Source organism: Rhodococcus ruber (genome assembly GCF_027270735.1).
Taxonomy (GTDB): domain Bacteria; phylum Actinomycetota; class Actinomycetes; order Mycobacteriales; family Mycobacteriaceae; genus Rhodococcoides; species Rhodococcoides rubrum_A.
The window spans coordinates 240,126-265,193 of the sequence record NZ_JAPWIJ010000006.1; the positions used below are offsets into that span (position 1 = coordinate 240,126).

20 protein-coding genes, 1 tRNA gene and 1 other RNA gene are annotated in these 25,068 nt (G+C 64.7%); 7 read left to right on the forward strand and 15 right to left on the reverse strand.

The genetic code is table 11. The features are described 5' to 3' along the window. The first annotated feature begins 1 nt into the window (after position 1). Genes O4220_RS15975 through O4220_RS15985 form a run of 3 tightly spaced genes read left to right on the forward strand, consistent with a single transcriptional unit; the run spans position 2 to position 2,346 of the window. The gene (locus O4220_RS15975; protein WP_032379978.1) at positions 2-484 is read left to right on the forward strand and encodes a cation:proton antiporter regulatory subunit; all 483 of its coding nucleotides are present in this window, start codon (positions 2-4) and stop codon (positions 482-484) included. Between the two features lie 19 nt (positions 485-503). Next, positions 504-1,676, forward strand: coding sequence for a cation:proton antiporter (locus tag O4220_RS15980; RefSeq protein WP_269605863.1), 1,173 nt, complete (start codon positions 504-506; stop codon positions 1,674-1,676). Between the two features lie 13 nt (positions 1,677-1,689). After that, positions 1,690-2,346 (forward strand): GntR family transcriptional regulator, encoded by a 657-nt coding sequence (locus tag O4220_RS15985; protein WP_269605865.1) that lies wholly within the window; start codon positions 1,690-1,692, stop codon positions 2,344-2,346. A 58-nt stretch (positions 2,347-2,404) separates the two neighbouring features. Here the strand turns inward: O4220_RS15985 and O4220_RS15990 are convergent, their stop codons facing one another. Beyond that, positions 2,405-4,540 carry a 3-hydroxyacyl-CoA dehydrogenase NAD-binding domain-containing protein gene (locus O4220_RS15990; protein WP_269605867.1) on the reverse strand — a complete coding sequence of 712 codons (2,136 nt, stop codon included), beginning with the start codon at positions 4,538-4,540 and terminating at the stop codon, positions 2,405-2,407. Positions 4,541-4,549: 9 nt separating this feature from the next. Further along, on the reverse strand, positions 4,550-5,761 hold the full coding sequence (locus tag O4220_RS15995) for an acetyl-CoA C-acetyltransferase (RefSeq protein ID WP_032379975.1): 1,212 nt from the start codon (positions 5,759-5,761) through the stop codon (positions 4,550-4,552). A 234-nt stretch (positions 5,762-5,995) separates the two neighbouring features. Here O4220_RS15995 and O4220_RS16000 point away from each other — a divergent pair, with 234 nt between their 5' ends. Further along, complete coding sequence (locus O4220_RS16000) at positions 5,996-6,232, forward strand: hypothetical protein (RefSeq protein ID WP_269605869.1); 237 nt, start codon at positions 5,996-5,998, stop codon at positions 6,230-6,232. Between the two features lie 12 nt (positions 6,233-6,244). On the opposite strand, the gene O4220_RS16005 is transcribed toward O4220_RS16000, so the two are convergent. The 7 genes from O4220_RS16005 to phoU form a co-directional block, all read right to left on the reverse strand. Next, positions 6,245-8,650, reverse strand: a complete 2,406-nt coding sequence (locus O4220_RS16005; RefSeq protein ID WP_269605871.1) for a DNA polymerase III subunit gamma and tau — start codon at positions 8,648-8,650, stop codon at positions 6,245-6,247. 44 nt (positions 8,651-8,694) lie between these two features. Further along, complete coding sequence (locus O4220_RS16010) at positions 8,695-11,088, reverse strand: helicase-associated domain-containing protein (RefSeq protein ID WP_269605873.1); 2,394 nt, start codon at positions 11,086-11,088, stop codon at positions 8,695-8,697. A gap of 52 nt (positions 11,089-11,140) precedes the next feature. After that, positions 11,141-11,716, reverse strand: coding sequence for an HhH-GPD-type base excision DNA repair protein (locus O4220_RS16015; protein WP_269605875.1), 576 nt, complete (start codon positions 11,714-11,716; stop codon positions 11,141-11,143). Between the two features lie 80 nt (positions 11,717-11,796). Beyond that, on the reverse strand, positions 11,797-12,201 hold the full coding sequence (locus tag O4220_RS16020) for a DUF1761 domain-containing protein (RefSeq protein WP_269605877.1): 405 nt from the start codon (positions 12,199-12,201) through the stop codon (positions 11,797-11,799). A 39-nt stretch (positions 12,202-12,240) separates the two neighbouring features. Next, positions 12,241-14,964, reverse strand: a complete 2,724-nt coding sequence (locus O4220_RS16025; protein WP_269605880.1) for a helix-turn-helix transcriptional regulator — start codon at positions 14,962-14,964, stop codon at positions 12,241-12,243. A 251-nt stretch (positions 14,965-15,215) separates the two neighbouring features. Beyond that, positions 15,216-16,019, reverse strand: a complete 804-nt coding sequence (locus O4220_RS16030) for a transglutaminase-like domain-containing protein (protein WP_052058346.1) — start codon at positions 16,017-16,019, stop codon at positions 15,216-15,218. Between the two features lie 37 nt (positions 16,020-16,056). Further along, complete coding sequence (gene phoU, locus O4220_RS16035; RefSeq protein WP_269605886.1) at positions 16,057-16,710, reverse strand: phosphate signaling complex protein PhoU; 654 nt, start codon at positions 16,708-16,710, stop codon at positions 16,057-16,059. A 104-nt stretch (positions 16,711-16,814) separates the two neighbouring features. Here phoU and O4220_RS16040 point away from each other — a divergent pair, with 104 nt between their 5' ends. Then, the gene (locus O4220_RS16040) at positions 16,815-17,144 is read left to right on the forward strand and encodes a YnfA family protein (RefSeq protein ID WP_269605888.1); all 330 of its coding nucleotides are present in this window, start codon (positions 16,815-16,817) and stop codon (positions 17,142-17,144) included. 25 nt (positions 17,145-17,169) lie between these two features. Here O4220_RS16040 and O4220_RS16045 read toward each other — a convergent pair whose 3' ends face one another. Both O4220_RS16045 and O4220_RS16050 read right to left on the reverse strand, forming a co-directional pair. Continuing rightward, a complete protein-coding gene (locus tag O4220_RS16045) occupies positions 17,170-18,465 on the reverse strand; it encodes a lipase family protein (protein ID WP_269605890.1) in 1,296 nt (431 codons plus the stop codon). Between the two features lie 122 nt (positions 18,466-18,587). Further along, a complete protein-coding gene (locus tag O4220_RS16050) occupies positions 18,588-19,259 on the reverse strand; it encodes a TetR/AcrR family transcriptional regulator (protein WP_269605892.1) in 672 nt (223 codons plus the stop codon). 105 nt (positions 19,260-19,364) lie between these two features. Between O4220_RS16050 and O4220_RS16055 the strand changes: the two genes are divergently transcribed. Continuing rightward, entirely contained in the window at positions 19,365-20,882 is a 1,518-nt protein-coding gene (locus tag O4220_RS16055) for a DHA2 family efflux MFS transporter permease subunit (RefSeq protein WP_269605894.1), read from the forward strand. 53 nt (positions 20,883-20,935) lie between these two features. Here O4220_RS16055 and O4220_RS16060 read toward each other — a convergent pair whose 3' ends face one another. Further along, entirely contained in the window at positions 20,936-22,222 is a 1,287-nt protein-coding gene (locus O4220_RS16060; protein WP_269605896.1) for an aminotransferase class I/II-fold pyridoxal phosphate-dependent enzyme, read from the reverse strand. Between the two features lie 52 nt (positions 22,223-22,274). Further along, an RNA gene (gene ffs / locus O4220_RS16065) (signal recognition particle sRNA small type) lies at positions 22,275-22,369 on the reverse strand. A gap of 95 nt (positions 22,370-22,464) precedes the next feature. Between ffs and O4220_RS16070 the strand changes: the two genes are divergently transcribed. Continuing rightward, positions 22,465-22,552 (forward strand) — tRNA-Ser (locus O4220_RS16070). 263 nt (positions 22,553-22,815) lie between these two features. Here the strand turns inward: O4220_RS16070 and O4220_RS16075 are convergent. Further along, positions 22,816-23,562, reverse strand: a complete 747-nt coding sequence (locus O4220_RS16075; protein WP_269605899.1) for a 3-hydroxybutyrate dehydrogenase — start codon at positions 23,560-23,562, stop codon at positions 22,816-22,818. Then, the gene (locus O4220_RS16080; RefSeq protein WP_032379963.1) at positions 23,559-24,974 is read right to left on the reverse strand and encodes an MFS transporter; all 1,416 of its coding nucleotides are present in this window, start codon (positions 24,972-24,974) and stop codon (positions 23,559-23,561) included. The genes O4220_RS16075 and O4220_RS16080 overlap by 4 nt, the downstream gene beginning before the upstream one ends. Between the last annotated feature and the right edge of the window lie 94 nt (positions 24,975-25,068).

A 25,068-nucleotide genomic window follows, 5' to 3' on the forward strand; every position in this document is an offset into this window, starting at 1 on the left:
CATGAACGTCGAAGTGACCCTGCTGCCGGGAATCGGGGTGCGGAAAGATTTCGCCCTCGCTTCCGGGCGCCGCATAGGCGTCATCACCCGCAAGGACGGCGCGAACGAGTTGATCGTCTCGCGCAAGGACGACCCCGATGCGACGCAGGCATCGATCACGCTGAGCAATGAGGAAGCGGCGGCCCTGGGCAATCTGCTCGGGTCGCCGCAACTCATCGCTCAGCTCGGGGAAGAGCATCGCGACCTCCCCGGAATCAACACTCGCCAACTTCCCATTCGCGCGAATTCACGGTTCGTCAGCCGCACACTCGGCGACACCACCATGCGCACCAAAACCGGGGTATCCGTCGTCGCTGTCATGCGCGCCGGTCAAGTACAACCGTCCCCCACCCCCGACTTCACGCTGGCCGCAGGTGACCTGCTGGTCGCCGTCGGTACCGCGGACGGACTGGACGCAGCAGCCAAGTTACTCGGCAATGCCTGAGATCAGTCGGGGCTGAGCAATGGCCGAGAGCGCACTTGCCCTCACCGAGCTGGGCGCAGTGTTCTTCGTTCTCGGACTTCTCGCTCGACTCGCGGGGCGAATCGGTGTCTCCCCCATCCCGTTCTATCTGCTCGGCGGTCTCGCATTCGGCAACGGCGGCATCGTCAACCTCGGCGGTATCGACGAGTTCAGTGAGATCGCCAGCGAAATCGGCGTCATCCTGTTGCTGCTTCTGCTCGGACTCGAGTACACCGCCGCCGAACTCGTGACCGGGCTCCGCCGATCCTGGATGGCCGGGCTGCTGGACATCGCACTGAACTTCGCGCCGGGTGCAGTGGTCGCGTTGCTGCTCGGCTGGGGCGGAGTCGGAGCACTCGTGATGGGCGGCGTCACCTACATCTCGTCGTCGGGCATCATCGCCAAAGTGCTCACCGATCTGGGCCGACTCGGTAACCGCGAAACGCCCGTCGTGCTGTCCATCCTGGTGTTCGAGGACCTGGCGATGGCCATCTACCTGCCGATCCTCACCGCAGTACTGAGCGGAGTGAGCTTCCTCGGCGGCCTGGAAGCACTCGGAATCTCACTGTTGGTCATCACCTTCGTGCTCGTGGTCGCGCTGCGCTACGGCAGATTCGTCTCCGCCATCGTCGACAGTCCCGACCGTGAGGTCGTCCTGCTCAAGGTCCTCGGATCGGCTCTGCTGGTAGCAGGCATCGCGTCGGAACTGCAGGTCTCCGCGGCTGTCGGTGCGTTCCTGCTCGGCATCGCGATCTCCGGGTCGACGGCCGACAACGCCACCCGCATCCTCGAACCACTCCGCGACCTGTTCGCGGCGATGTTCTTCGTGGTGTTCGGCCTGGGCACCGACCCCGCAACCATCCCACCGGTACTGGGCTGGGCGGTTGTGCTCGCGGTCACGACGACAGCCACGAAGGTCGCCACCGGCTGGTGGGCGGCGGGGCGTCAGGGAATCGGGAGACCGGGCCGACTACGCGCGGGTGCGGCGCTGGTGGCACGCGGAGAATTCTCCATCGTCATCGCCGGGCTCGCCGTGGCCGCAGGCGCGGTGGAGGGCGAACTGGCGGCTCTGGCGACGGCGTACGTGCTGCTGATGGCCATCCTGGGGCCGATCGCCGCTCGCGTCGTCGAACCGGTCGCGCGGGTAGTGCTCCGCACCAAGCCCGCGGTGTGATTGGCTTTTCGACATGGCAGAGAAGCGGACGGTTCTGAGGCGACGGCCGCAGTTGTCCGAGGAGGTGGCAAGCCACGTCCGGCACCGAGTGATGTCCGGCGAAGTGAGCCCGGGTGACTTCATCCGGCTGGACGAGACCGCCGCCGAACTCGGGGTGAGCGTCACCCCGGTACGTGAGGCTCTGCTGACCTTGCGAGGTGAGGGCATCGTCGAACTCGTGCCACACCGTGGGTACAAGGTGTCGCCGCTGACGCCGAACGACATCGTCGACATCTTCTGGCTGCAGGGCCGAATCGCCGTCGAACTGGTGCGCCGCGCGGCACCGAAGATCACCGAGACCGAACTCGACCAGCTCGCCGAACTCACCGAGGTACTGTCCACCGCCGTCGAGAACGGCCGGGCCGAGGAAGTCGAGAACATCGAATTCGAGTTCCATCGTGTGCTGAACCGTCTGGCCGAGTCGTCCAAGCTGGCGTGGTTTCTCAACAACGCCACCCGCTACACCCCCACCCGCCTGTATGCGACCGACCGCGAGTGGGGACGAGCAGCAGTGCGCAACCACGAGGAGCTCATCGAGGCTCTGGTTCGAAACGACATCGACGCCGCCTGCGAATTGATGAAGCAACAATTCACAGACGGCGCCGAGAGGTTGATCGCGCATCGCGGGTGAGCGCTACGCGCAGCTGCGCGGAACCTCGTAGTGGGCTACGAGTTTCCGCTCACATGGGTCAGCGAAGCGACGCGGGAACCTGGAAGCGATCGCCGTACTTCTTGGCCAATTCGTCTGCACGAGTGACGAATCCGGCCTGACCACCCGGGTAGCCGACGACGTACTGATGTACGCCACCCGTCCAGGCAGGGAAGCCGATGCCGAAGATCGAGCCGATGTTGGCGTCGGCGGTGGTGTTCAGGACACCCTCGTCGAAGCACTTCTGCGTCTCGATGGCCTCGATGAACAGCATGCGCTCCTTGAGGTCCTCGAACGGAATGTCCGCCGAACCCGACTTGAACGCATCACGCAGTCCGGGCCACAGGCCGGCGCGCTTGCCGTCCTCGTACTCGTAGAAGCCCGCACCCTTGGCCTTCGACGGACGCTCGAACTCGTCGACCATCTTGTCGATGACCTCGCCGGCCGGGTCCTCGGGCGGAGTTCCACCGGCAGCCTTGATGGCGTCGTAGGTTTCCTTGCGGATCTTCTGCATCAGGTTGAGGGTGAGCTCGTCCGAAAGCTGCAGCGGCGCAGCCGGGTAGCCGGCCTGCAGACCGGCCTGCTCGATGGTCGACGGCTCGACGCCCTCGCCCAACATCGCGATGGCCTCGTTGATGAACGTGCCGATCACGCGAGAGGTGAAGAAGCCGCGACTGTCGTTGACGACGATCGGGGTCTTCTTGATGATCTGCACCAGGTCGAATGCCTTGGCCAAGGCCGCATCCGACGTCTTCTCGCCGCGGATGATCTCCACCAGCGGCATCTTGTCCACGGGTGAGAAGAAGTGGATTCCGATGAAGTCTTCCTGACGCTTGATGCCCTGAGCCAAGCTCGTGATGGGCAGCGTCGAGGTGTTGGAACCGAGCAACGCCGTCGGATCGACGAGGTCCTCGATCTCCTGGAACACCTTCTGCTTCAACTCTTCCGACTCGAAGACGGCCTCGATGACGAGGTCAGCGCCTTCGACGTCCTTGGCGTCGGCCGTCGGGTGGATACGCGCGAGCAGAGCGTCGGACTTCTCCTGGGTGGTCTTGCCACGCGAGAGTGCCTTGGCCTCGATGGCCTCGGAGTACGCCTTGCCCTTCTGCGCCGACTCGAGGGCAACGTCCTTGAGCACCACGTCGATTCCGGCCTTGGCGCACACGTAGGCGATACCCGCGCCCATCATGCCCGCGCCGAGAACCGCGACCTTGGTGAAGGTGGTCTTCTCGATGCCGTCGGGGCGAGACTTGCCGGCGTTGATCGCCTGCAAGTCGAAGAAGAACGCCTGAATCATGTTCTTGGACACCAGGCCGGTGACCAGCTCGGTGAAGTACCGCGACTCGATGGTGGAGGCATTGTCGAAATCGACCTGCGCACCTTCGACGGCGGCGGCGAGAATTGCGCGCGGAGCCGGCATCGGGGCGCCCTTGATCTGCTTGCGCAGGTTGGACGGGAAGGCAGGCAGGATCTGAGCGAGCTTCGGATTCGAGGGCGTGCCGCCGGGAATCTTGTAGCCCTTGACATCCCACGGTGCGACGCCGCCCTCGGGGTTGGCCTTGATCCATGCCTTTGCGGTAGGCACCAATTCCTCGATGCTGCTTACCAATTCGTGAATCAAGCCGATCTCGAGTGCCTTCTCCGGACGGAACCGGGTGCCCTGTGCGAGGACGGACATGAAGGCGGTCTGGATGCCGAGCAGTCGCGTCACACGAGTGACACCGCCGCCGCCGGGGAGCAGTCCGAGCGACACCTCGGGCAGACCGATCTGCACACCGGAGACGTTGGCCGCGATGCGGTGATGCGTCGCCAGTGCGATTTCGAGTCCGCCACCGAGAGCCGCACCGTTGATGGCGGACACGACCGGCTTACCGAGCTTCTCGATACGACGCAGCTGAGCCTTGACTTCCTGCACCTCGTCGAACACCCGCTGGGCGTCCTCGGGCTGAGCGGAGATGAGGGTGTGCAGGTCGCCACCGGCGAAGAACGTCTTCTTGGCGGAGGTGATCACGACGCCGGTGATGGAGTCGACCTCGGCCTCGAGGCGATCGACGGTGGCACCCATCGAGTCCTTGTACAGCTGGTTCATCGTGTTGGCGCCCTGGTTGGGGTCGTCCATCGTCAGGACGACAATGCCGTCGGCGTCCTGGTCCCACTGAATCATGTTGTCAGACATTGTAATACCTCAGACTCGCTCGATGATGGTGGCGACGCCCATGCCGCCGCCGATGCACAGGGTGATCAACGCGTATCGGCCGCCGCGGCGCTCGAGCTCGTCGAGCACGGTGCCGGTGATCATGGCTCCGGTTGCACCGAGCGGGTGGCCCATGGCGATGGCACCGCCGTTGACGTTCAGCTTCTCGTTCGGGATCTTCAGATCCTTCTGGAAACGCAGCACCACGGAGGCGAACGCCTCGTTGAGCTCGAACAGATCGATGTCGTCGACGGTCAGGCCTGCGGTCGCGAGAACCTTCTTCGACGCCGGGGTGGGCCCGGTCAGCATGATGGTCGTATCCGCACCACTGGTAGCGGTGGCAACGATGCGGGCCCGCGGAACCAGATTCAGGTCTTTGCCGGCCTGCTCGCTGCCGACCAGGACCAGAGCCGCGCCGTCGACGATGCCGGAGCTGTTGCCGCCGGTGTGGACGTGCTCGATCTTCTCGATCCAGTGGTACTTCTGCAGCGCGACGTCGTCGAACCCGCCCATGGCCGCGATACCGGTGAAGGCTGGGTTCAGCTTGCCGAGCGATTCGACGGTGCTGCCCGGGCGCATGTGCTCGTCCTGATCGAGGATCAGCAGGCCGTTCTGGTCGGTGACCGGAACGACGGACTTGGCGAAGTAACCGCCCGACCATGCTGCAGCGGCACGTTCCTGGGACTGGACGGCGTACGCGTCGACGTCCTCGCGGGTGAAGCCCTCGATGGTGGCGATGAGATCGGCACCGATGCCCTGCGGGGCGAAGTAGGTGTCGTAGTTGGTGACGGGGTCCATGGCCCACGCGCCGCCGTCACTGCCCATCGGCACGCGCGACATCGACTCGACGCCGCCTGCGATGACCAGTTCGTCCCAGCCCGAACGCACCTTCTGTGCGGCCAGGTTGACCGCTTCGAGGCCGGATGCGCAGAAGCGGTTGAGCTGAAAGCCGCCGACGGTGTCGGGCATCTTCGCAGCGAGCACAGCCGTACGAGCGATGTCGGCACCCTGATCTCCGACGGGTGAGACCACTCCGAGAATGAGATCGGAGATCCGGTTCTCGTCCATGTCCGGGAAACGTCGACGAAGCTCGTCGATCAGGCCGGTCACCAGGGAAATCGGCTTCACCGAATGCAGGGAGCCGTTCTTTCCCTTGCCTCGGGGAGTCCTGATGGCCTCGTAAATGAATGCCTCTGTAGTCACAGCGCGCAGTTCCTTCCAGATACTCGATCTTCTCGCGGTCGCCGTCGCGGCCGACCGCATCGGTGCGAGGCCATGGCAGACCCCAGCTCATGCCACAGTAGGGCCGCGAGAAGATCCGGCGTAAGGACCGAAACGAGCGTTGTGCATGACCCGACGATCCGGTTCAGGTTTGAACGACCCGTGCGTGGGACACTCCGAAAGATCAGATTTACCTAGCGTGGAAGAAGACCGACCATGGAAACCGACAACGAATTGACCGTGGGTTCGCGCGTCAAGGTACACATTCGCACCCCCGGCACCGACGAGAACGCCGAGCAGGACGCCTACGAAACGGGTGCCATCGTCGAGGATTTCGGCGTTCAGGCAGCCGACACCACATCGCGAGAGTGGGCAGTGGCCAGGCGCTGGGCCGTCGCACTGGACAGTGGGCGACTCGTGTTCGCCGACAACGAGGATCTCACCGTCGGCTGAATCACCCGTCTGTCAGGTCTCTTTGAGCGGTACCGCTCCCAATTCACTGACCAACAGCTCCATCGCCACTGTTTCCGGGTCGCGGCGAACCGTCGGATCCGCGGGCTCGGCCGCAGCCTTGAGCAGCTCTTCCTCGTCCTCCGGCGTCTCCGGTGGCGGTGGGCCTACCGGCTCCGGCTCGTCGGGATAATCCGGTGCCTCCGGCATCGGTATGTCGGCGTCGCCGGTCGATCCATCGCCCGCTGATCCGAAGCCGTCCGACGTGGGACGGGAAGCCCCTGCCTGGCTCGGCCTCGAGAACTTCGGCAGCGACGCGGGTTTCGCTGCCGGTTCATCTTTTTTTGCTGATGACTGTTCCGGTGGGGCCGCGGCCCCGACCAGACACACCACCGACCACTCGACACCGAACACATCACGCAGGGCGTCGCGAATGACGTCGGCGTTGCGCGGCTCCTCCAGTCGCTTTGCCAGCGGTGCCGAATCGTGGCCGAGCGTGATGGTGCCGTTCTCGACAGTGCGCACCGAAGCGCCGGAGAGCATGACCTCGACGGTTCTGCTCCGATCTCGCACCTTGGTGCGCACCTCGGACCACACCGCACGCACCGCAGCCGCGTCGGGCTCGTTCGATGCAGAAGCAGGAGCCGCCGCAGGTTCCGGTTCGAATACGGGTTCCGGCTCGGGGCCGTAGTCGTCTTCCGGTTCGGGGGGAAAGTCCTCGTGCGACACGGAGGCAGCTGGGCTGTCGGTTTGCTGCGCTGCAACGGAATCCGACGGCGTCGCCGTGGGCACCGGCTCCGGTTCCGCCGCAGAATTCGGCGTCGAATCGGGTTCGGGTGCTGGTGCAGGCTCTGGTTCCGCGACCGGCTTGAGCGTCGCGACAGGTTCCGGGGTCGAAGCCGGCTCGGGCGTCGCGACAGGTTCCGGAGTCGGAGCGGCGGGCACCGGTTCCACAACGGGCTTGGGTGCCACGACATGCTCGGGTGCTACAACGGGCTCGGGTGCCACGACTGGGGCGGGAGCGGCCGGCACTGGTGTCGCTGGTGGTGTCGGTGCCGGCGCGGGTGTCGCATCGGCAGCCGGGGGCCGTTGCGACGGTCGCTGGAACTTGCTCGGCGGGGCTGAACTGGGCGGGGTGACACTCGACGGTGCCGAGTTCGACTGCGCCGAATCGAACGCGGACGGCTCCTCGGCGGCGTGCACCTGCGGTCGCGTCGGATCCGCCGCTGCTTGCGCTACAGCTGCCTGCTCCCCTGCCGGGAGGGTGACATCGAGTCGACGTTCCACACGCTCGAGTCGTTGCAGCACAGCCGATTCCGCATCGGAGGCCGACGGCAGCAGCATCCGGGCGCACATCACTTCGAGGAGCAGACGCGGGGCGGTGGCACCGCGCATCTCTCCGAGGCCCGAGTGCACGATTTCGGCATAGCGGGTCAGCGTCGCAGAACCGAGCAGATCAGCCTCGTCACGGAGCCGTTCGAGAACGTCGCCCGGCACGTCGACCAGCCCCCGCTCACCGGCGTCGGGCACTGCCTTCATCAGGATCAGATCTCGTAGCCGATCGAGCAGATCGACGGCGAAGCGGCGCGGGTCGTGGCCCGCGTCCATCACCTTGTCGACGGTGCCGAACAGTGCGCCGCCGTCGCCCGCAGCCAGTGCGTCGACGGCCTCGTCGATGAGTGCGACGTCGGTGACGCCGAGCAGCGACAGTGCCCGTGGGTAGGTGACGCCCTCGGGCCCGGCTCCGGCCAGCAGCTGATCCATGACGCTGAGCGAGTCACGGGGCGATCCGCCGCCTGCGCGGATGACCAACGGATAGACCGCATCCTCGACCGGGACCTGTTCCTGGCCGCAGATCTTCTCCAGCAGAACGCGCATCGTCGACGGCGCGAGCAGCCGGAAGGGGTAATGGTGGGTACGCGAGCGGATGGTGGGGAGCACCTTCTCGGGCTCGGTGGTCGCGAAGATGAAGACCAGATGCTCCGGCGGTTCCTCGACGACCTTGAGCAGCGCGTTGAAGCCCGCCGGGGTCACCATGTGAGCCTCGTCGATGATGAAGATGACGTAGCGCGATTCGGCCGGGGCGTACACGGCTTTGTCGCGCAGATCTCGGGCATCGTCGACGCCACCGTGGCTGGCCGCGTCCATCTCGACGACGTCGAAGTTGCCGGGGCCACCGGGTGCGAGTGCAACGCAGGAGTTGCACACTCCGCACGGCGTCGACGTCGGCCCTTCCGCGCAGTTCAGCGATCGGGCGAGGATGCGCGCCGAGGAGGTCTTTCCGCAGCCACGCGGGCCGGAGAAGAGGTAGGCGTGGTTGATTCTGTTGCTGTCCAGCGCCACGCTGATCGGCTCGGTGACGTGCTCCTGGCCGACGACTTCGGCGAACGTCGCGGGACGGTACTTCCGGTAGAGGGCCACGCCCGAAAGGGTACCGGCGACCACGGACACAGTTGCATCGCGCGTCACCGTGGGCCGGTGGAGACCGCTCTGATGTTCATGATTGCGAAGCTCTCCCTGGTACCGGTGGAATCCGAGAGCGCGAAGAGCCAGTTGCCGTCTTGCAGGGCGTCCGAGATCGCGTGCCGCACGATGGCACCTTTGGAGTTCTGGTAGTCGATGCAGACGCGCGTGCCACGAGCTGCGGCGTCGGTCAACACGTCCAGCTCCTTCGGCAGCAATCGGCTGTGGTGTTGCAGGGACGCTCGCACTCGGACCTGGTCGACGCTGCCGGAGTCGCCGGTGCGCAACAGCCGTGCGAGCTCACGTGGATCGTGTCGATTCGGTGCCGAGCGGACGGCCGGCTGTGTCGTCCGGTGGGTCGCCGCGCGCACCCGAGGTGCGCTGTCGAGTTCGAGCTGCCCGGTATCCGAGTGCCGCACCGGGGAGTATCCGTGCCTGCGAAGCACGGCGATCGTGTCGATCGGTGTTGCCGAACTGACCAGGACCGTGGGCGCGAGCCGATGGAACTCGAGCACCGCCAGCGCCTCGTCTTCCTCGATGGTGGTGAGCAGTACGACGTCCTCGGAGACGATGGCGCAGGGAATCCTGCGCACGGCGAGCGCGCCGTAGGTGCGCCAACAATCCTTGATCGTGTACGCCAGCGCTTGGGGGACGTCGCCCTCGGCCATCCCGGTCAAGGCCTCGATCAGCTCGTCACCTGTGCCGCCGGTGTCGAAGAAGCTGCGGATGGTCGCCGGAGTGAACCGCCAGACCGACGCCACTTCCCTCGATTCCGGCTGCGCGGCCGCGCCGAGTATCGACGCCACCTCGGTGCTCGGTGGTCCGGTGACCACGGCCGTCGAATCGGGCAGCAACCGCACCGAGAACGGCACCCGGTGGGCCATGTCCTGCAGCTGCTCGGTCAGAGCCGAGGCGATCTGACGGCGATCGCCGTCCCGGCCGGCGGGAAACTCCGTGAGGATGCTGCACAGATCGGTCGGTGCGCCGCCGGCCAGCACCCCGAGTCGAGTGGCCTCGGTCCAGAGCGCGCGCACATGACCTGCCCCTGCACTGGTCGAGACGACAGGGATATTCCAGTCGAGGTAGCAGGCGAATTCGTCCGGACCGGGCAGCACGGTCGTCCGAGCGTCGGGACCATCGTGTCGCGCAAGAGCCGTCAGGGCCGTCGCGCGCAGGTCTGCCGCCGCAGGATCGTCGAGCATCTTCTTGAGCACCGGCACGGTCTTCTGCGAGGCTCGCGGCACCCGATGCGTCGGCGTGAACGGCGAACACCACCAGGCGGCCAGCAACACAGCCGCCTGCTCGGCTCGCGCGCTCGTCGACCACGTTTCGTACGCCGAGGTCAATGCGACGCCGGTCTTCCCACGCTCGGCGATCAATCCGGCCTCGCGCGCCAACATCAGCATCAGCGCGGTGTCGTGCTCGTCGGCAAATCCCAGGCGCGTCGTCAGCGAACGAAGCTCTTTCGCGCTGACACCACCGGTCTTCATCGTCGTCAGGCCATCGGTGTCGACGGCCGTCAGCAGCGCCTGCGTGTGCTCGCAGAACTGCAGCAGCGCAATGGAACGCGTGCGCCGTACGTCGTCCTGCGAGAGCTCACTCGCGGCAAAGCTCGGCGAAGCGAGTTCGATGGGCAAGCGCCACTCTTGCCCTCGCAGCGCGATGCTCACCTCCAGCGGCATCTCGACGCGATGTCCGTCCAATCGATACAGCAGCCCTCGCTCGAAAGCGGCGGCACCCGCGGTCGGCGGCACATCGAAGATCAGCGACACCGGATTGCCATCGGCAAAGCGAGACAACATCTCTCGCATCTCGACCGGGCCGTCGTCGTACAGGGCGCGGATTCGTTCGGGAGTCATTGCGGCGGCGACGGCGTCCGCGCGTGCAGCCCGGTCGAGCGAAAGGTCGATACCCAGACGGGTCAGCACGGCCAACCGATCCTGTTCGACGGCGCAGCGCATGAACAACTTTCGCTGCCGCAGAGCCAGTCCGAACGGATGCGAGAACACCCCGGACAGATCGACGGGACAGAATTCGGCCGTGTCCGAGCCTTCTGATGTGTGCGGCCGGATCAGACCGTAGGACATCAGCTCGGCCAGCGCGGCCTCGATGTCCGGCGTGTGGTTCGCCGTCCCCTCGCAGGTCCAGTGACCCACCTCGGCTCGGCTGAGATCGCCCGTGAGGGCGAACAATTCGAGCAGATCCAGCGCGCCGCGGTCGAGCTTTCTGGGCAGGGCCGCCACCCGCCACGGTGAGCCGAGCAACTGTGCGAGCAGTCCGAACGAGCGCGGCGGCGGGTCGGTGGCCACATCCGGTCGTCGGCGCAGCAGACCGGTCAGCTCGTCCTCGTCGAGCGAGGCCAGCCACCCCTCGTACGTCCCGATACTCTCGGTCATTTCTTCCCCCCGGTGAAAGTTCTGCCGAAGGTACCGCCGGGCACCGACAGATTTATTTGTTCTTGGCTGCCGCTTTCGCTGCCTTCTTGAATTCGCGTACCTCGAGCAGTGATTTCTCATCGACGACATCGGCGATGGATCGACGCGCACCCTCGTCGCCGTAGGATCCGGCGGCCTTTCGCCACCCGTCGGGCGTGACGCCCATCTGCTTGCCGAGCAGCGCGAGGAAGATGCGTGCCTTCTGATCGCCGTATCCGGGGAGCGCTTTGAGACGCTTCAGCACCTCGGCACCGTCGGGGTTCTCGCGGGTCCAGATCTCCTGCGGCTTGCCGTCGTAGTTCTCGACCAGAAACACAGCCAGCCCCTGGATGCGCTTGGCCATCGAGCCGGGGAACCGATGCACGGCCGGGGTCTGCGCGCACAATGCGGCGAATTCGTCCGGATCGGCGTCGGCGACGGTGTCGACTTTCAGATCACCGAGACGGTCGACGAGCTTCTTCGGGCCTGCGAACGCCGATTCCATCGGTACCTGCTGATCGAGCAACATGCCGATCAGCAGCGCGAACGGATCCTCGGCGAGCAGTGCATCGGCCTCAGGATCGCCGACGAGGTGCAGAGTGCGAGACATGGCCTCGATCCTGCCACGGTGGCTGTCGATCTGTGTCCGGGGCGCAACAGAACCGTAGGCACTGTGCGAGACGACCTGTTTCACACCAGCCAGATCACCAGCGACATGGCGAGAAACAACACCAGCTGGTAACTGCAGTTGATGAGCGTCAGCTTGGGAGGTTTCAGCTCGAAGGCATTGTGTTGAAGCAACGTAGTTGCCGAGAACGCCATCCACGCGACCAGGCCGACAAGCAGTGCGACCCACACCGATTCATTCCCGAAAGCCGTGAATGCAACGCTGATGGCGGTGGCCAGACCCACGGCAGTGATGCTGTTGGCGACAAGAAGCTGCATCATGTTTCTTGTGCCGGCATTTTTGGACTGTTGCGGGGTGATGCCGGTCAGTTGCCACCATGGGGCAACGAAGACCTTGCCGTACCAGATGCCGGCGACTCCCATGCCGGCCACGATTGCCAGCACTACCCCGAGCCAATCCAGTTCCATATGCTCCCCCTTGTCCGAACAAGCTCCAGAATGTCTCGTTCATCCTTTCGCGAAGCGCGCTGCTTCCGTGCGGTTCTGGGCACCGAGTTTGGTCAACACATTCGACACGTGCACGCTGACGGTCTTGACGCTGATCACGAGTCGCTCGGCGATCTGCTTGTTGGTGCATCCCTCGCCCAGGAGTTCCAGAACGTCCCACTCGCGACGAGTCAACAGGTCCGCGCCCGCGGGTCGACGCGCATCACCGAGTCTCACGGTGACCCCGAGTCGGTCGTAGATCGCGATGGCCTCATCGGCCGTGTGTGCGGCTGCCGACCGCTCCCCCGCCGCCTCGAGGGCTTCGGCGAGCGACTGCAGTGCACGGGCACGCTCGAACGGCTGAATTGCGAAGGCGTCGACGGCCACACGCCATGCCGCCACCACAGAGACAGCATCCCCGTATCCGCAGTTGAGACGCAGGTGGCCCAACTCGGCCTCGCCTCGCCGCAGCCACGCGGTCGACTCCCAACCGTAGGACGGGCTGGAACTCGCTGTGCGCTCGATCTCGGAGTGCAGGCGTGACCCGATGTCCAGTGCGGCCTGCGCACCGATGTCCGTCGACCCGCGGCGCGCCGCTTCCATCGCCAGTACCGACAATCTGATGCGTCCCCCGAACCATGGGTTGTGCCATTGCGCACCCACGGTCGCGACAGCGGCTTCGAGACCGGCGATCACGTCGCCGAACCGCCCGTTGCACAACGCTCTATAGGCAACAGCTGCGCTCGTCAGAATCGTGATCAAGCCATCCTGAGACTCGAAGGGCCGAACGCGTTCGATGTCGGCCGCGAGTTCCTCGTCCCCGATTGCGGCACGAATCTGAAACCCTGCACACAGCTGCTCGGCCGAACCCAAAGGTGGTGCGTCCGATTCGATCCGAGCCAAGTCGGCAAGGGCGAGTGTCCAGTCACCCGAGTAGTACCGCACGTTCGCCAACTGGACACGCGCCCCGACGCCGTAGGGCGTCCATTGGCGACCGGCGGATCGGGCGATCTCGACTGCCTCCTCGAACGACTCCTGGGCGGATACGAAATTTCCGTCGTCGAATTCGACCATTCCGAGATTGAACTTGCTGCGCAACAGATTCCCGATGTCACCGCATCCTCGCGCGAGTGCGGCGGTACGAATGAGGAGCGTGCGCGACGCCGCGGGGTCATTGTGGCGTCTATGTAAGCGTGCCAGCGTGATTCGTGCATCTGCCGACAGCCCCGGGTCACCGAGGGATTCTGCGATACGTACAGACTCCTCGGCCCAGGCGAGCGACTGATCCTCCCGGCCCAACGCCTCGGTTATCCGAGCACCGAGACCGGTCAATTGCACTCTCCAGAAGGCGAATTCCTCCGCGGCCGCGATGATCAAAGCGCGCTCGACGGCCGCCAGGGCCGAATCTTCTCGTTCGATCGCCAGAGCCGATGTCGCCTCGGCATGCAACAAGTCGAGTCGCTCGGGGATCGTCAGCGCATCCCCACCCCGTTCCAGTTCGGCACGGACGACGGAGAGCGCCCGCAGGTCTTGCCCTGCTGCCGTCGACGCCGACGCGTATTCCAACACCAGTGCCGTTTCCGTCGGCTCCCATTGCGGCTGTCGCAGTTCCAGTGCGGCGGCGAGGTGAGCCATGGCCTCAGCAGGAGCAGCCAGCGTCATCGCCTCGCGGCCCGCATCGACGTGGGCTCCGAACGCCTTCGGCAGATCGTGGGCCGATCCTGCGTGTCGAGCCAGGTCCGCGGCAGCGCCACGATGTCGGTGTTCGGTGAGCGTGTCGACGAAAGACGCGTGCAACCTCGCACGACGGCCGGGCAGGACGTCGTCGTAGATGGCATCGGCCAGGAGCGCGTGCCGAAAGACGTAGTAGAAGTCGGTGGTCTCCACGAGCCGGGCGTCGACGATCTCGCGGATCACGTCTTCGAGCCGGTCCTCGTCCAGACCGGTCACCTCTGCCAGGACCTCGTGCGCGACGCGGGGGCCACCCACCGCCATGGTTTCGGCTACCGACTTCGCCTCGGGCGACAAGGCGTCGAGCCGGACCAGCAGTAGCTCGGCAAGGCCCGGCGGAATCGACGATCCGGGACGCTGGCCGGCAGATACGAGTTCTTCGATGAAAAATGGATTGCCGCCCGATCGCTCCACGATGACGTCCCGGGATGCCACATCCGTCGCTGCAGGAAGCGAATCGAGGAGGCGATACGACGATTCGACGTCGAGAGGCGTCACGTCGACTCGACGGACGTAGCTCAGACGCGTCCACTCGGAGAGCGACTGCCGGAGTGGGTGTTTGCGATGCAGATCGTCGCTACGATACGAGATCACCAAGGACACGTGCGTTTTCGCGAGTCTCGACAGCAGAAATGTCATGAGCTCACGGGTGGAGGTGTCCGCCCAGTGCGCATCCTCGACGATGACGAGCGCCGGGCGGTCGGCCCCAGCTGCAGTCAGGGCGACGAGCGCAGCATCGAACAGTTCGGTCCGTGTGGTGTGCGGGAGTGGACCGAACAATTCGGTGAACGCGAGGTACGGAATTCCGACCTCACCGAGGTCCAAGCACCGCCCGACCAGTACCCGAGATCCGCGTGCTTCCACATTGCGCCGCAGTTCTGCCAGCAGCCGCGTTTTGCCGACACCGGCGTCACCGGACAGGACGACCGCGGCAGGTACGCCTCGGCCAGCATCGGCGACGACCTGTTCGAGCGCCGCGAGTTCGGCGTCCCGTCCGATCAGAGTGCGAGCCACGCCAACAAACTACGCCGCACTCGTGGTCGATGGTCGTTCTGTGCGCGGCTGCGCACCCGGCGGTCGTACGCTCGCAGCGAATCGGCAACACGGCGTTCATGATCGGCCAGAACATCATAGGTGGGGTGCATGAAACCCACTCTGGCTCCGCCGCACCGTCCGCACATCGGACGAGTTCCCTATCTTCGGTCGAACCGACGTGCGAGAAAGCCCTAGGGAACAGCCGACGCGATTACCTCACAAGGGACATGTCAGGTGATTGACACCAGTTGAGTGATGTCGTCGAAGGGCAACGGTCCGTCGACGACGGCTCCGACGACGGCGCTGTTGAGGATGATCGATCCGCCGTGGTTGTCCAGGAATGCGGTATCGGCGGCGTCCCGTCCGGTGGCGATGCGGACCAGAGTCGATCGCGGCGCGAGGCAGGTCGCGTCCACCACTCGCCATTGGCCTTCGACGAATGCTTCGGCGACCGCATGGAAGTCCATCGGATCGCAGCCAGGCGCATATACCGCTACCAGGCGAGCAGGGACATTGACCGCGCGAAGCAGGGCCACCACGAGGTGGGTGTAATCGCGGCACACTCCGGCACCGGCGAGGAGTGTGTCCACCGCGCCGTCGATGGGGTCGCTGCTGCCCGGGACGTAGCTCAGCCGCGCCCCGACCCAGGACGAGACCTCTGCCAGCAACTTCTCCGATGGCGGGTAGGAACCGAATTCGGTTGCTGCGAAGCCGAAGAACTTGTCTGCTTCGGAGTAGCGGCTGGGCCGCAGGTACAGCGAGAGATCGTAATCGGAGACCGGGGCCGGCTCGGTGTTGCCGTAGATGGTTGCCGAATACGACGCCTCGAGCTTGCCGACTCCGGCATACAGCTTGTGAATCCGGGTGCCGTGCGCGCCGCTGATCTCCTGCGCTTCGACCGGTTGCCCGTCGAGTGTGAACGAGAGCGCTTCCCACACTTCGGTTCCTGGATGCGGTGCGATCGCGATCTGGAACTCGAGGGTGCTGGCCTCGGTCACGTCGACATCGAGGTACGCGGAGACATCACGTTTCATCGTGCCGATCCTGCCATCTCCGAGCCGTTCGCGCAGATCATGACTCGTCGGTGAGACGTTCGCCCGTCACCAGGAATATGACCCTCTTGGCGACCTCCACCGTGTGATCGGAGTAGCGCTCGTAGAACCGGCCGAGCAGGGTGATGTCCACTGCGGCAGGCACGCCGTGCGGCCAGTCGGGTGCGGAGGTCAGCATGAACAGGCTGCGGTGCAGAGTGTCCATTTCCTCATCCTGGACGCGCAGACTTGCCGCGAGTTCGGCGTCTCTGGTTTCGAGCACGCGCTGCGTCGCCTCGGCCTGCGCGACGGCAACTCGACCCATCTGCTCGAACACGCCCTCGACCTCGGGCGGCAGTACGTGCGCGGGATGGCGACGACGAGCCAGTTCGGCGATATGCACGGCAAGGCCGCCCATTCGCTGCAGATCGGCGACGATGTTGATTCCGGAGACGACGCGACGTAGATCGTGAGCAACGGGTGCCTGCAGGGCCAGAAAGCCGAATGCTCCGTGCTCCCATTCGACCGCGAGGGTGTCGATCTCTTCGCGGTATTCGATGGTCCGTTCGGCGAGGACGATGTCGGCGGTCAGCAGCGCTTTGGTGGCGTCGACCATTGCCTTCTCGGCAATCCTCGACATGTCGGACAGGTTCGACGCCAACGTGTCGAGCGCCTCCGTGTAACTGTCCCTCACGTACTACTCACCCCTACCGCTGTTGCCCTCGACGCGGGGCCCGTAGGAACTACCCCCAAGCGCATCCTTCTACACTCGTGACGCCGTGTGGCAGCCTTCGTGACATGAACACTGTGAAGTCGGTCATGCTGTTCGCGGTGGCTGCACTGTTCGAGATCGGTGGTGCATGGCTGGTCTGGCAGGGAATTCGCGAGCATCGGGGATGGCTGTGGGCCGGAGCCGGGGTGATCGCTCTCGGTGCCTACGGATTTGTCGCAACCCTGCAACCCGACGCCAACTTCGGCCGCATTCTCGCCGCGTACGGCGGGGTGTTCGTGGCGGGATCGCTGCTCTGGGCCATGGTGGTCGACGGCTTTCGGCCCGATCGCTGGGACATCACCGGCGCGTCGATCGCATTGATCGGCGTGGCGGTGATCATGTACGGCCCGCGCTGATTCGCGCGGGCCGTACGTCAGCAGATCAGCAGTTCGACGGTGCAGGCACTCCGTAGAACCGATCCTTGATCCAATTCTGCGCCTCGCCGAGGCCCAAGAGGTCTGGAATCAAATGTCCTGCACCGGAACCCGGCACAATTGCCGGAACCTGCGCGGAGCTCAGCTGCACGGTGGCACCCTTGCCGCACCAGTCACCGGCCAGACCGACGGCCTGTCCGTGGGGAACGATGTCGTCGGACGTACCGGACTGGATCAGCACCGGAGCGTTCGGCGTCCGCTCACCGATCTTGTTCTTGGCCAGGATCTCCTGCGCGACAGGCAACCTGTCCAGCACTACCGACAGCGGCTCGCCGGTCTTGGTGTACTCGTTGGTGCGGTGCAACCCGACGTTCAGAATCGTCTCTCCGACACATTGATTCGCGACCAAATTCAGCATGGCCTTGCCTGCGTCGTTGATGTTCTCGTCGACGATCGGCCGCAGACCGGGGTCGGAATTGAGCAGACCGTTGAGGGTGTAGCCGATGACGCCGGTGAGGATGGTGCCGTCCACCTGCTCGAGGGTTGCCTTCAGATCTGCCGGAGGTGCGCCTGCGTACGTGCCGACGAGGTTCATCTCGGGTGCGTAGTCATCCGCGAGTTCCGCTGCGGCAGCGGCCGCGCCACCACCCTGCGAGTAGCCGTAGGCGGCTACCGGACCGTCACCGGAAATCTTGGTGCCCTGCAGTTTCTGGGCCGCCCGGGCCGCGTCGAGTACAGCGTGCGCTTCCGATGCTCGGTTGACGTAGGTGTGGGCACCAGGCGTACCGAGACCCTCGTAGTCGGTGATGACGACGCCGTAGCCCTGGGACAGCAGTGAATACGCCGCGAGCACCTCGTACTCGACCATGAAGCCCAGCGGCGGGGTGTAGGTGATGACGTTGTTGAGCATTTTCGACGGCGCGCACTGATCGCCCTGGCCCTGAGTGCCCGGCGCGAGTACCACCAGCGGACGCGGACCCGGGCCGGTCCACTCCGCGGCAGGATCGATGTAGGTACCGGTCACCGCATTGGGAGCGTCGTTCGAGTCGGTGCTGCGGTACATGATTCGAGTTGCGGCACCGGGCAGCGGGCCGCCAATTCCAGGGACCGACAGAGCGAGATGCGAAGGCTCCGAACGGATCACGTCACCCGGCGACCCTGCGGGCAGCGGACTCGGCGGTAGGTAGAAAACGGATTCGACCGTGGAACCCGTGGACGGAGCCGCCGACACAGTCGGTGCCGTCACCCCGATGAATACTGCCGCTACTGCGACGGCCGAACCGAACACGCGCTTATACCGCACCCTGGAAACCCCCAACGTCGATCACTTGTCTTCAAGTGAGCGCTACCCCGTGTAGCACTTAACGTGACGCACCTTACGTGATGCGTCACACAACGCATAGGGCCAGTTTGGATTCCTCCCGGTCAGCGTCGTCGCCGATGCATCGCGGCTTTGGCAATGTCGACTTCGTCGCTGGTGAACGGGCGACCCGGAAGTGCCGATCGAGGGACGCCGTCACCGCGAAGCCCGTCGAGCAACACGGTGAAATAGCGACGCCAGTTGGATGCGTCGACGGCACTGGAGAATTCGACGCTCGCGCCGATCATCCCGAGGACCGGATAGAAATCACTGACCGCGATGTCGGGACGTAGCTGCCCGGACGCCGATGCCCGATCGACGATTTTCTCGAAGAACGGGTCGATGCGCGAGCGAACCTGAGCAATCCCGCGGCACCCCTCGTCCGAGCCCAGCACGACGTCGCCCAGACCGCGATCGGCGGACATCCCCTCGCACACCTCGGCCAGGAACTGCACCAGGCCCTCCCATGGATCCTGGGCGTCCAACGCCCGCTTGGCGGTCGCGAGCATGTCCTCGAGCCGCTGCTCGAATACGCCGTCGATCAATTCTTCCTTGCACGAGAAACGTCGATAGACGGTGCCGACGCCCACCTTGGCGTGCGCCGCGACGTCGTCGAGGGTGATGTCGATGCCATGTGAGGCGAACAGCTCACGGGCCGCATCCACGATGCGACGTCGATTGCGTTCGGCATCTGCCCGTAGGGGCTTCGATGCCGCTGTGTCCGCTCTCACACTCATTCGATGTCCGTTTCACCCGATAAGCGGAGGACATTCCTCCACTTAGCTGCTACCTTTGCTCTACAACCGGAGGGTACACCTCCGCATAGTCGAACCGAGGACACTATGACCACCCTTTCATCGGAGAACGTGGGCGACGCCACGTCGACCACTACGCCGGTCGACGAACGCGCGCATCGGAATCGTTGGCTGATTCTCGCGACGCTCGGACTGGCTCAGCTCATGGTCGTGCTCGACGCGACCATCGTGAACATCGCACTCCCCGCCGCCCAGCTCGACCTGGGCTTCGACAACGCCGACCGCTCCTGGGTCGTCACCGCATATGCACTCGCGTTCGGCAGCCTGTTGCTGCTCGGCGGCCGGCTCAGCGACCTCTTCGGTCGACGTAACACCTTCCTCATCGGACTCGTCGGCTTCGCGCTGATGTCGGCAGTGGGCGGCGCGGCCGTCAACTTCGGCATGCTCGTTGCAGCCCGCGCAGGCCAAGGTCTCTTCGGTGCACTACTGGCCCCCGCGGCTCTATCGCTGCTGGCCACCACCTTCACCGATACCAAGGAACGCGCCAAGGCATTCGGCATCTTCGGAGCCATCGCAGGCGGCGGCGGCGCACTCGGCCTGCTGCTCGGCGGCATGCTCACCGAATGGGCCAACTGGCGCTGGAGCCTGTACGTCAACCTGATCTTCGCCGCACTCGCGTTCGTCGGCGGCTTCATGTTCCTGGCCAAGCACAAGGTCGACGTCCGACCCAAGCTCGACATCCCCGGCACGATCGCTGTCTCGGCCGCGTTGTTCTCGATCGTCTACGGCTTCGCCCACGCCGAGTCCGACGGCTGGAGCAATCCCGTCACCCTCGGATTCCTCGCCGCCGGTGTCGTACTGCTCGCGGTGTTCGTAACCATCCAGATGCGCGTCGAGCACCCGTTGCTGCCGTTGCGGATCGTGCTGAACCGCACTCGTGCGGGATCGTTCCTTGCGGTATTCGTCACCGGCGCAGGCATGTTCGCGGTGTTCCTGTTCCTGACGTACTACCTGCAGAACACGCTGAAGTACACACCCATCACCACCGGGTTCGCGTTCATGCCGATGATCGCGTCGCTGATTCTCACCGCGACACTGTCGACGGCGCTGATCCTCCCCCGCTTCGGACCCCGCATCCTGATGACGACCGGCCTGGTCGTGGCCTCCGTCGGAATGGGACTGCTGACGCAGATCGACATCGACAGCAGCTACGTCACGCACATCCTGCCCGGCCTGGTCATCATGGGCCTCGGACTCGGAGCCACCATGGCACCGGCCATGCAGGGTGCAATCTCGGGCGTCGACGCGGACGACTCCGGCGTCGCGTCGGCCACGGTGAACACGATGCAGCAGGTGGGCGGCTCGATCGGCACGGCGCTGCTGAGCACAGTGGCAGCCAACGCAGCCACCAGCTACGTCAGTTCCAACATTGCAACGGCAACCGATGCGGCTCTACTGCAGGCCAATGCCGAGATCGCCAGCTACACCACCACGTTCTGGTGGGCGTCGGGAATCTTCCTGCTCGGCGCAATGCTGTCGGCCACGCTCCTGAAGAAGGGACCGTTGCCCTCGGCTCCCGAAGGTGCGGTTGTCGTCGGGCACTGAGTGCCTGCGGCAGTGGTGTGGTTATGCGCCCCCTGAGGCACATAACCACACCACTAGCCTTCGAGCAGTTTCTCCGTCGCGGCCAGCAACACGCAGGTCGCGACGCCGTCCATCGACTTCTCCAGCTCACCGAGCGACGGGAAGCTCGGGGCGAGGCGAATGTTCTTGTCTTCCGGATCTTTTCCGTACGGGAAGGCCGAGCCGGCGGCCGTCAGAGCAATTCCGGCGTCCTTGGCCAGCGCGATCGACCGGGCGGCCGTGCCCTCGAGCACGTCGAGGCTGATGAAGTAGCCCCCCTTGGGTTCGGTCCAGGAGGCGATCTTCGAGGCACCGAGCCGATCCTCGAGGATCTGCTGCACCAGAGCGAACTTGGGCTTCAGGATCTCACGATGCTTGGCCATGTGGGCCCGCACCCCCTCGGCGTCGCCGAAGAAACGCAGATGCCGCAGCTGGTTCAGCTTGTCGGGGCCGATGCTCTTCTTGCCGAGGTGCTTTTGGTACCAGGCGAGGTTCTCCTCGGAGCTACCGAAGAAGCTGACGCCCGCACCGGCGAACGTGACCTTCGACGTCGAGGCGAACACGAACGCACGATTGGGGAAACCTGCCTCGGCCGACATGCCGATGACGTCGTAGGACGGCGCGAACTCCTCGGTCAGTGGGTGCACCGCGTAGGCGTTGTCCCAGAACAGACGGAAGTCGGGTGCTGCAGTGGGCATGGTGGCGAGCGCGCGAACGACTTCCTCCGAAAAGACGGCCCCGGTGGGATTCGAGTAGTTCGGCACCACCCACATGCCCTTGATCTGCGGATCCGACGCCACCAGGTTGGCGATCTCGTGCACGTCCGGTCCGGCGGGCCCCATCGGAACCGGGATCATCTCGATGCCGAAGCTCTCGGTGATCGCAAAGTGCCGGTCGTACCCGGGAGCCGGGCACAGGAAGCGAACGTTCGGCTCGGCCGACCACGTCCGAGGGGAGTCGGGCAGCCCGTGCAGCAGTGCCCAGACCACCAGATCCTGCATGATCTCGAGGCTGGCGTTGTTGCCGGCGAGCAAGTTCTTCACCGGGATGCCGAGCAGTTCCCCGAAGATGGCACGCAGTTCCGGCAGACCCGCGAGGCCGCCGTAATTGCGGCAATCGGTGCCGTTGCCGTCCCTGAAATCCGCGCCGGGAAGCGTCAGCAGATCGGCAGCGAGATCGAGCTGCTCGGGTGACGGCTTGCCACGTGTGAGATCGAGCTTCAGATTCTCGGCCTTGAGCTGCGTGTACTTCGCGCTCTGCCGCTCGTGCTCGGAGGCGAGCTCCTCATGGTTCATCAGACCCAACTGGGTTTGCGCTGGCATGTGGAGCGGCCTCTCGGTGACGGGTTCCCCGGACAGTGTCGATGTCACTGAATAAAGGGGACCCCGCGCACCCGGCAGAGCCCATTGACCCTTGCTGCCTTCCGGCCCTGGGGGAGTTCACAGGATGCGCGCCGCGCGGGATCCGTTAGGAAGTGTAGCCGTCCCCGGGATAAGAACGCATCACCACCCTTCGCGCCTCCCGATTTGGGAGATGGTGGGGGTAACCGGGTAAGCTCCCCCACGGAGGATTCGCCTAGTGGCCTATGGCGCTCGCCTGGAACGCGGGTTGGGTTAACGCCCTCAGGGGTTCAAATCCCCTATCCTCCGCCAGAGAAGCCCCCGTGACACGTCACGGGGGCTTCTTGCTGTTCATTGGTGTTGCCATCCGCCCGCCCTGGTTCGCGCCCACCCCGTTCGCGCCCACCCGTCTCCGGATCAATGGGCGTTCGAGTCAGTCTGAGTGCAACAAAGCCGCATTCATCCGGTCGCGGGCGGCGACCCGATCCGAATGAATGCGACTTTGTTGCAATCTGAGCGACTGAGACCCACATTGATCCCAAAGTGGGGGTGCAGCGGAGCGGGCGGCACCGAACCTAACGAGCCGACCAACCACCGTCCATGGTGTACGACGCTCCGGTCACCATGCCCGCATGTTCGGAGCTCAACCACCCCACCAGTGAGGCGACTTCGGCTGGTTCGACGAGTCGCTTGATGGCAGCCTCGGTCAGCAGCACCTTTTCGAGTACTTCGCCTTCGGGGATGCCGTGTGCGATGGCTTGGTCGGCGATCTGTTTTTCCACCAACGGCGTTCGTACGTATCCCGGGTTGACGCAGTTGCTCGTCACACCGTGGGCTGCGCCTTCGAGGGCCGTCACCTTCGACAGTCCTTCGAGTGCGTGTTTGGCGGTGACGTAGGCGACCTTGAATTCCGACGCCCGCAGTCCGTGCACCGACGACAGGTTGATGACCCGGCCGAACCGGCGGGCATACATCCCGGGCAGTGCCGCACGAATCAACAGAAACGGTGCCTCCACCATCAGCGTCTGAATTCTGCGGAACGCACCCGGGTCGAAGTCGACGATCGGTGCAACTGTTTGGATACCCGCATTGTTGACGAGGATGTCGACGTCCAAGCGAAGATCGTCCAGCGCGGTGGTGTCGAGCAGATCCACCGACCACACCTCACCGCCGATCTCCGACGCCAATTCCTTTGCCGCAACGTCGTTCACATCGGCGAGGGTGACGCGTGCACCGCGACCGGCGAGCTCGCGTGCACACGCGGCCCCGATCCCGGACGCTCCCCCGGTGACGAGGGCGGAGCGTCCGGTCAGGTCTGTCACCGCTGTGCATTCTGATCGAGCAGACCGGCCTTCGCCAGCTCCGCCTCGGTGGCCAGGTTCTTGGCGTCGGCGATGTCGATGCTTTCGAGCGCCAACCCCTTGGTCTCCCGAGCGACGACGACGGCAACCACGGTGATGGCGCAAGCCACGGCCAGGTACACCGCGATCGGCACGGACGAACCGTAGATGTCGAGCAGCTTGACCGCGATGATCGGAGCCAGCGAGCCGGCGACGATCGAGGTGACCTGGTAGCCGAGCGACACTCCGGAGTACCGCATCCGCGTCGGGAACATCTCGGCCATGATGGCGGGCTGCGTGGCGTACATGAAGGCGTGGAACATCAGGCCGATGATGATGGCCAGCAGGATGACGACGTTGTGTCCGCTGTTCATCATGGGGAACGCGAAGAAGCCCCACGTGGCCGCGGTGAGCGCACCGGCGAAGTACACCGGACGACGACCGATGCGGTCGGCGAGCCTGCCCACCAACGGAATTGTGCAGAAGTGGATCGCGTGGGCGATGAGCATCCACCACAGGATCGTGCTGGTGTCCGTGCCCACCTCGACCTTGAGGTACGTGATGGAGAAGGTGACGACGAGGTAGTACATGACGTTTTCACCGAAGCGCAGGCCCATTGCGGTGAACACGCCACGCGGGTAACGCTTCACGACCTCGAAGACGCCGTACGACGCGGCCTTGATGACCTCGGCCTGCTTGTGTGCCTCGAGGAAGATCGGGGCGTCCGAGACCTTGGTGCGGATGTAGTAGCCGACGAAAACGATGACGGCGGAGAGCCAGAACGCGACGCGCCAGCCCCAGCTGAGGAAGGCTTCATCGGACAGTGTGGTCGTCAGGACCAGCAGCGCGACGGTGGCGAGCAGGTTACCTGCGGGCACACCGGCCTGGGGCCAGCTGGCCCAGAATCCGCGAGACTTGTTCGGGCTGTGTTCTGCCACAAGGAGAACCGCGCCTCCCCATTCGCCGCCGACGGCGAAGCCCTGAATGAAGCGCAGCGTCACCAGCAATGCCGGTGCCCAGTAGCCGATCGCCTCGAATGTCGGTAGGCAGCCCATGAGGAACGTGGCTCCGCCGACGAGGACGAGGCTGAACTGCAGCAACTTCTTTCGGCCGTACTTGTCTCCGTAGTGGCCGAAGACGATGCCGCCCAACGGCCGGGCGACGAAGCCGACGGCGTAGGTGACGAAAGCCGCGAGGATCGCGTCGAGCTCGCTTGTTCCGGCAGCGAAGAAAATCTTGCTGAACACCAGCGTTGCGGCGGTGCCGTAGAGGAAGAACTCGTACCACTCGACGATGGTGCCTGCCATCGACGCTCCGACGACCTTCTTCAGGCCTGCGGGAGTGGCATCGGGATCCGGTTCGGGTCGTTCGGTCAGCGGCTGATCGACGCTCATGTCTTCTCCTGTGTTGCTCGGCACTGCATGCTCATATTTGTGACAGACCACACATGTCGCGGGTTGCTCTGAGTATTGGTGCAGATGTTTCTGG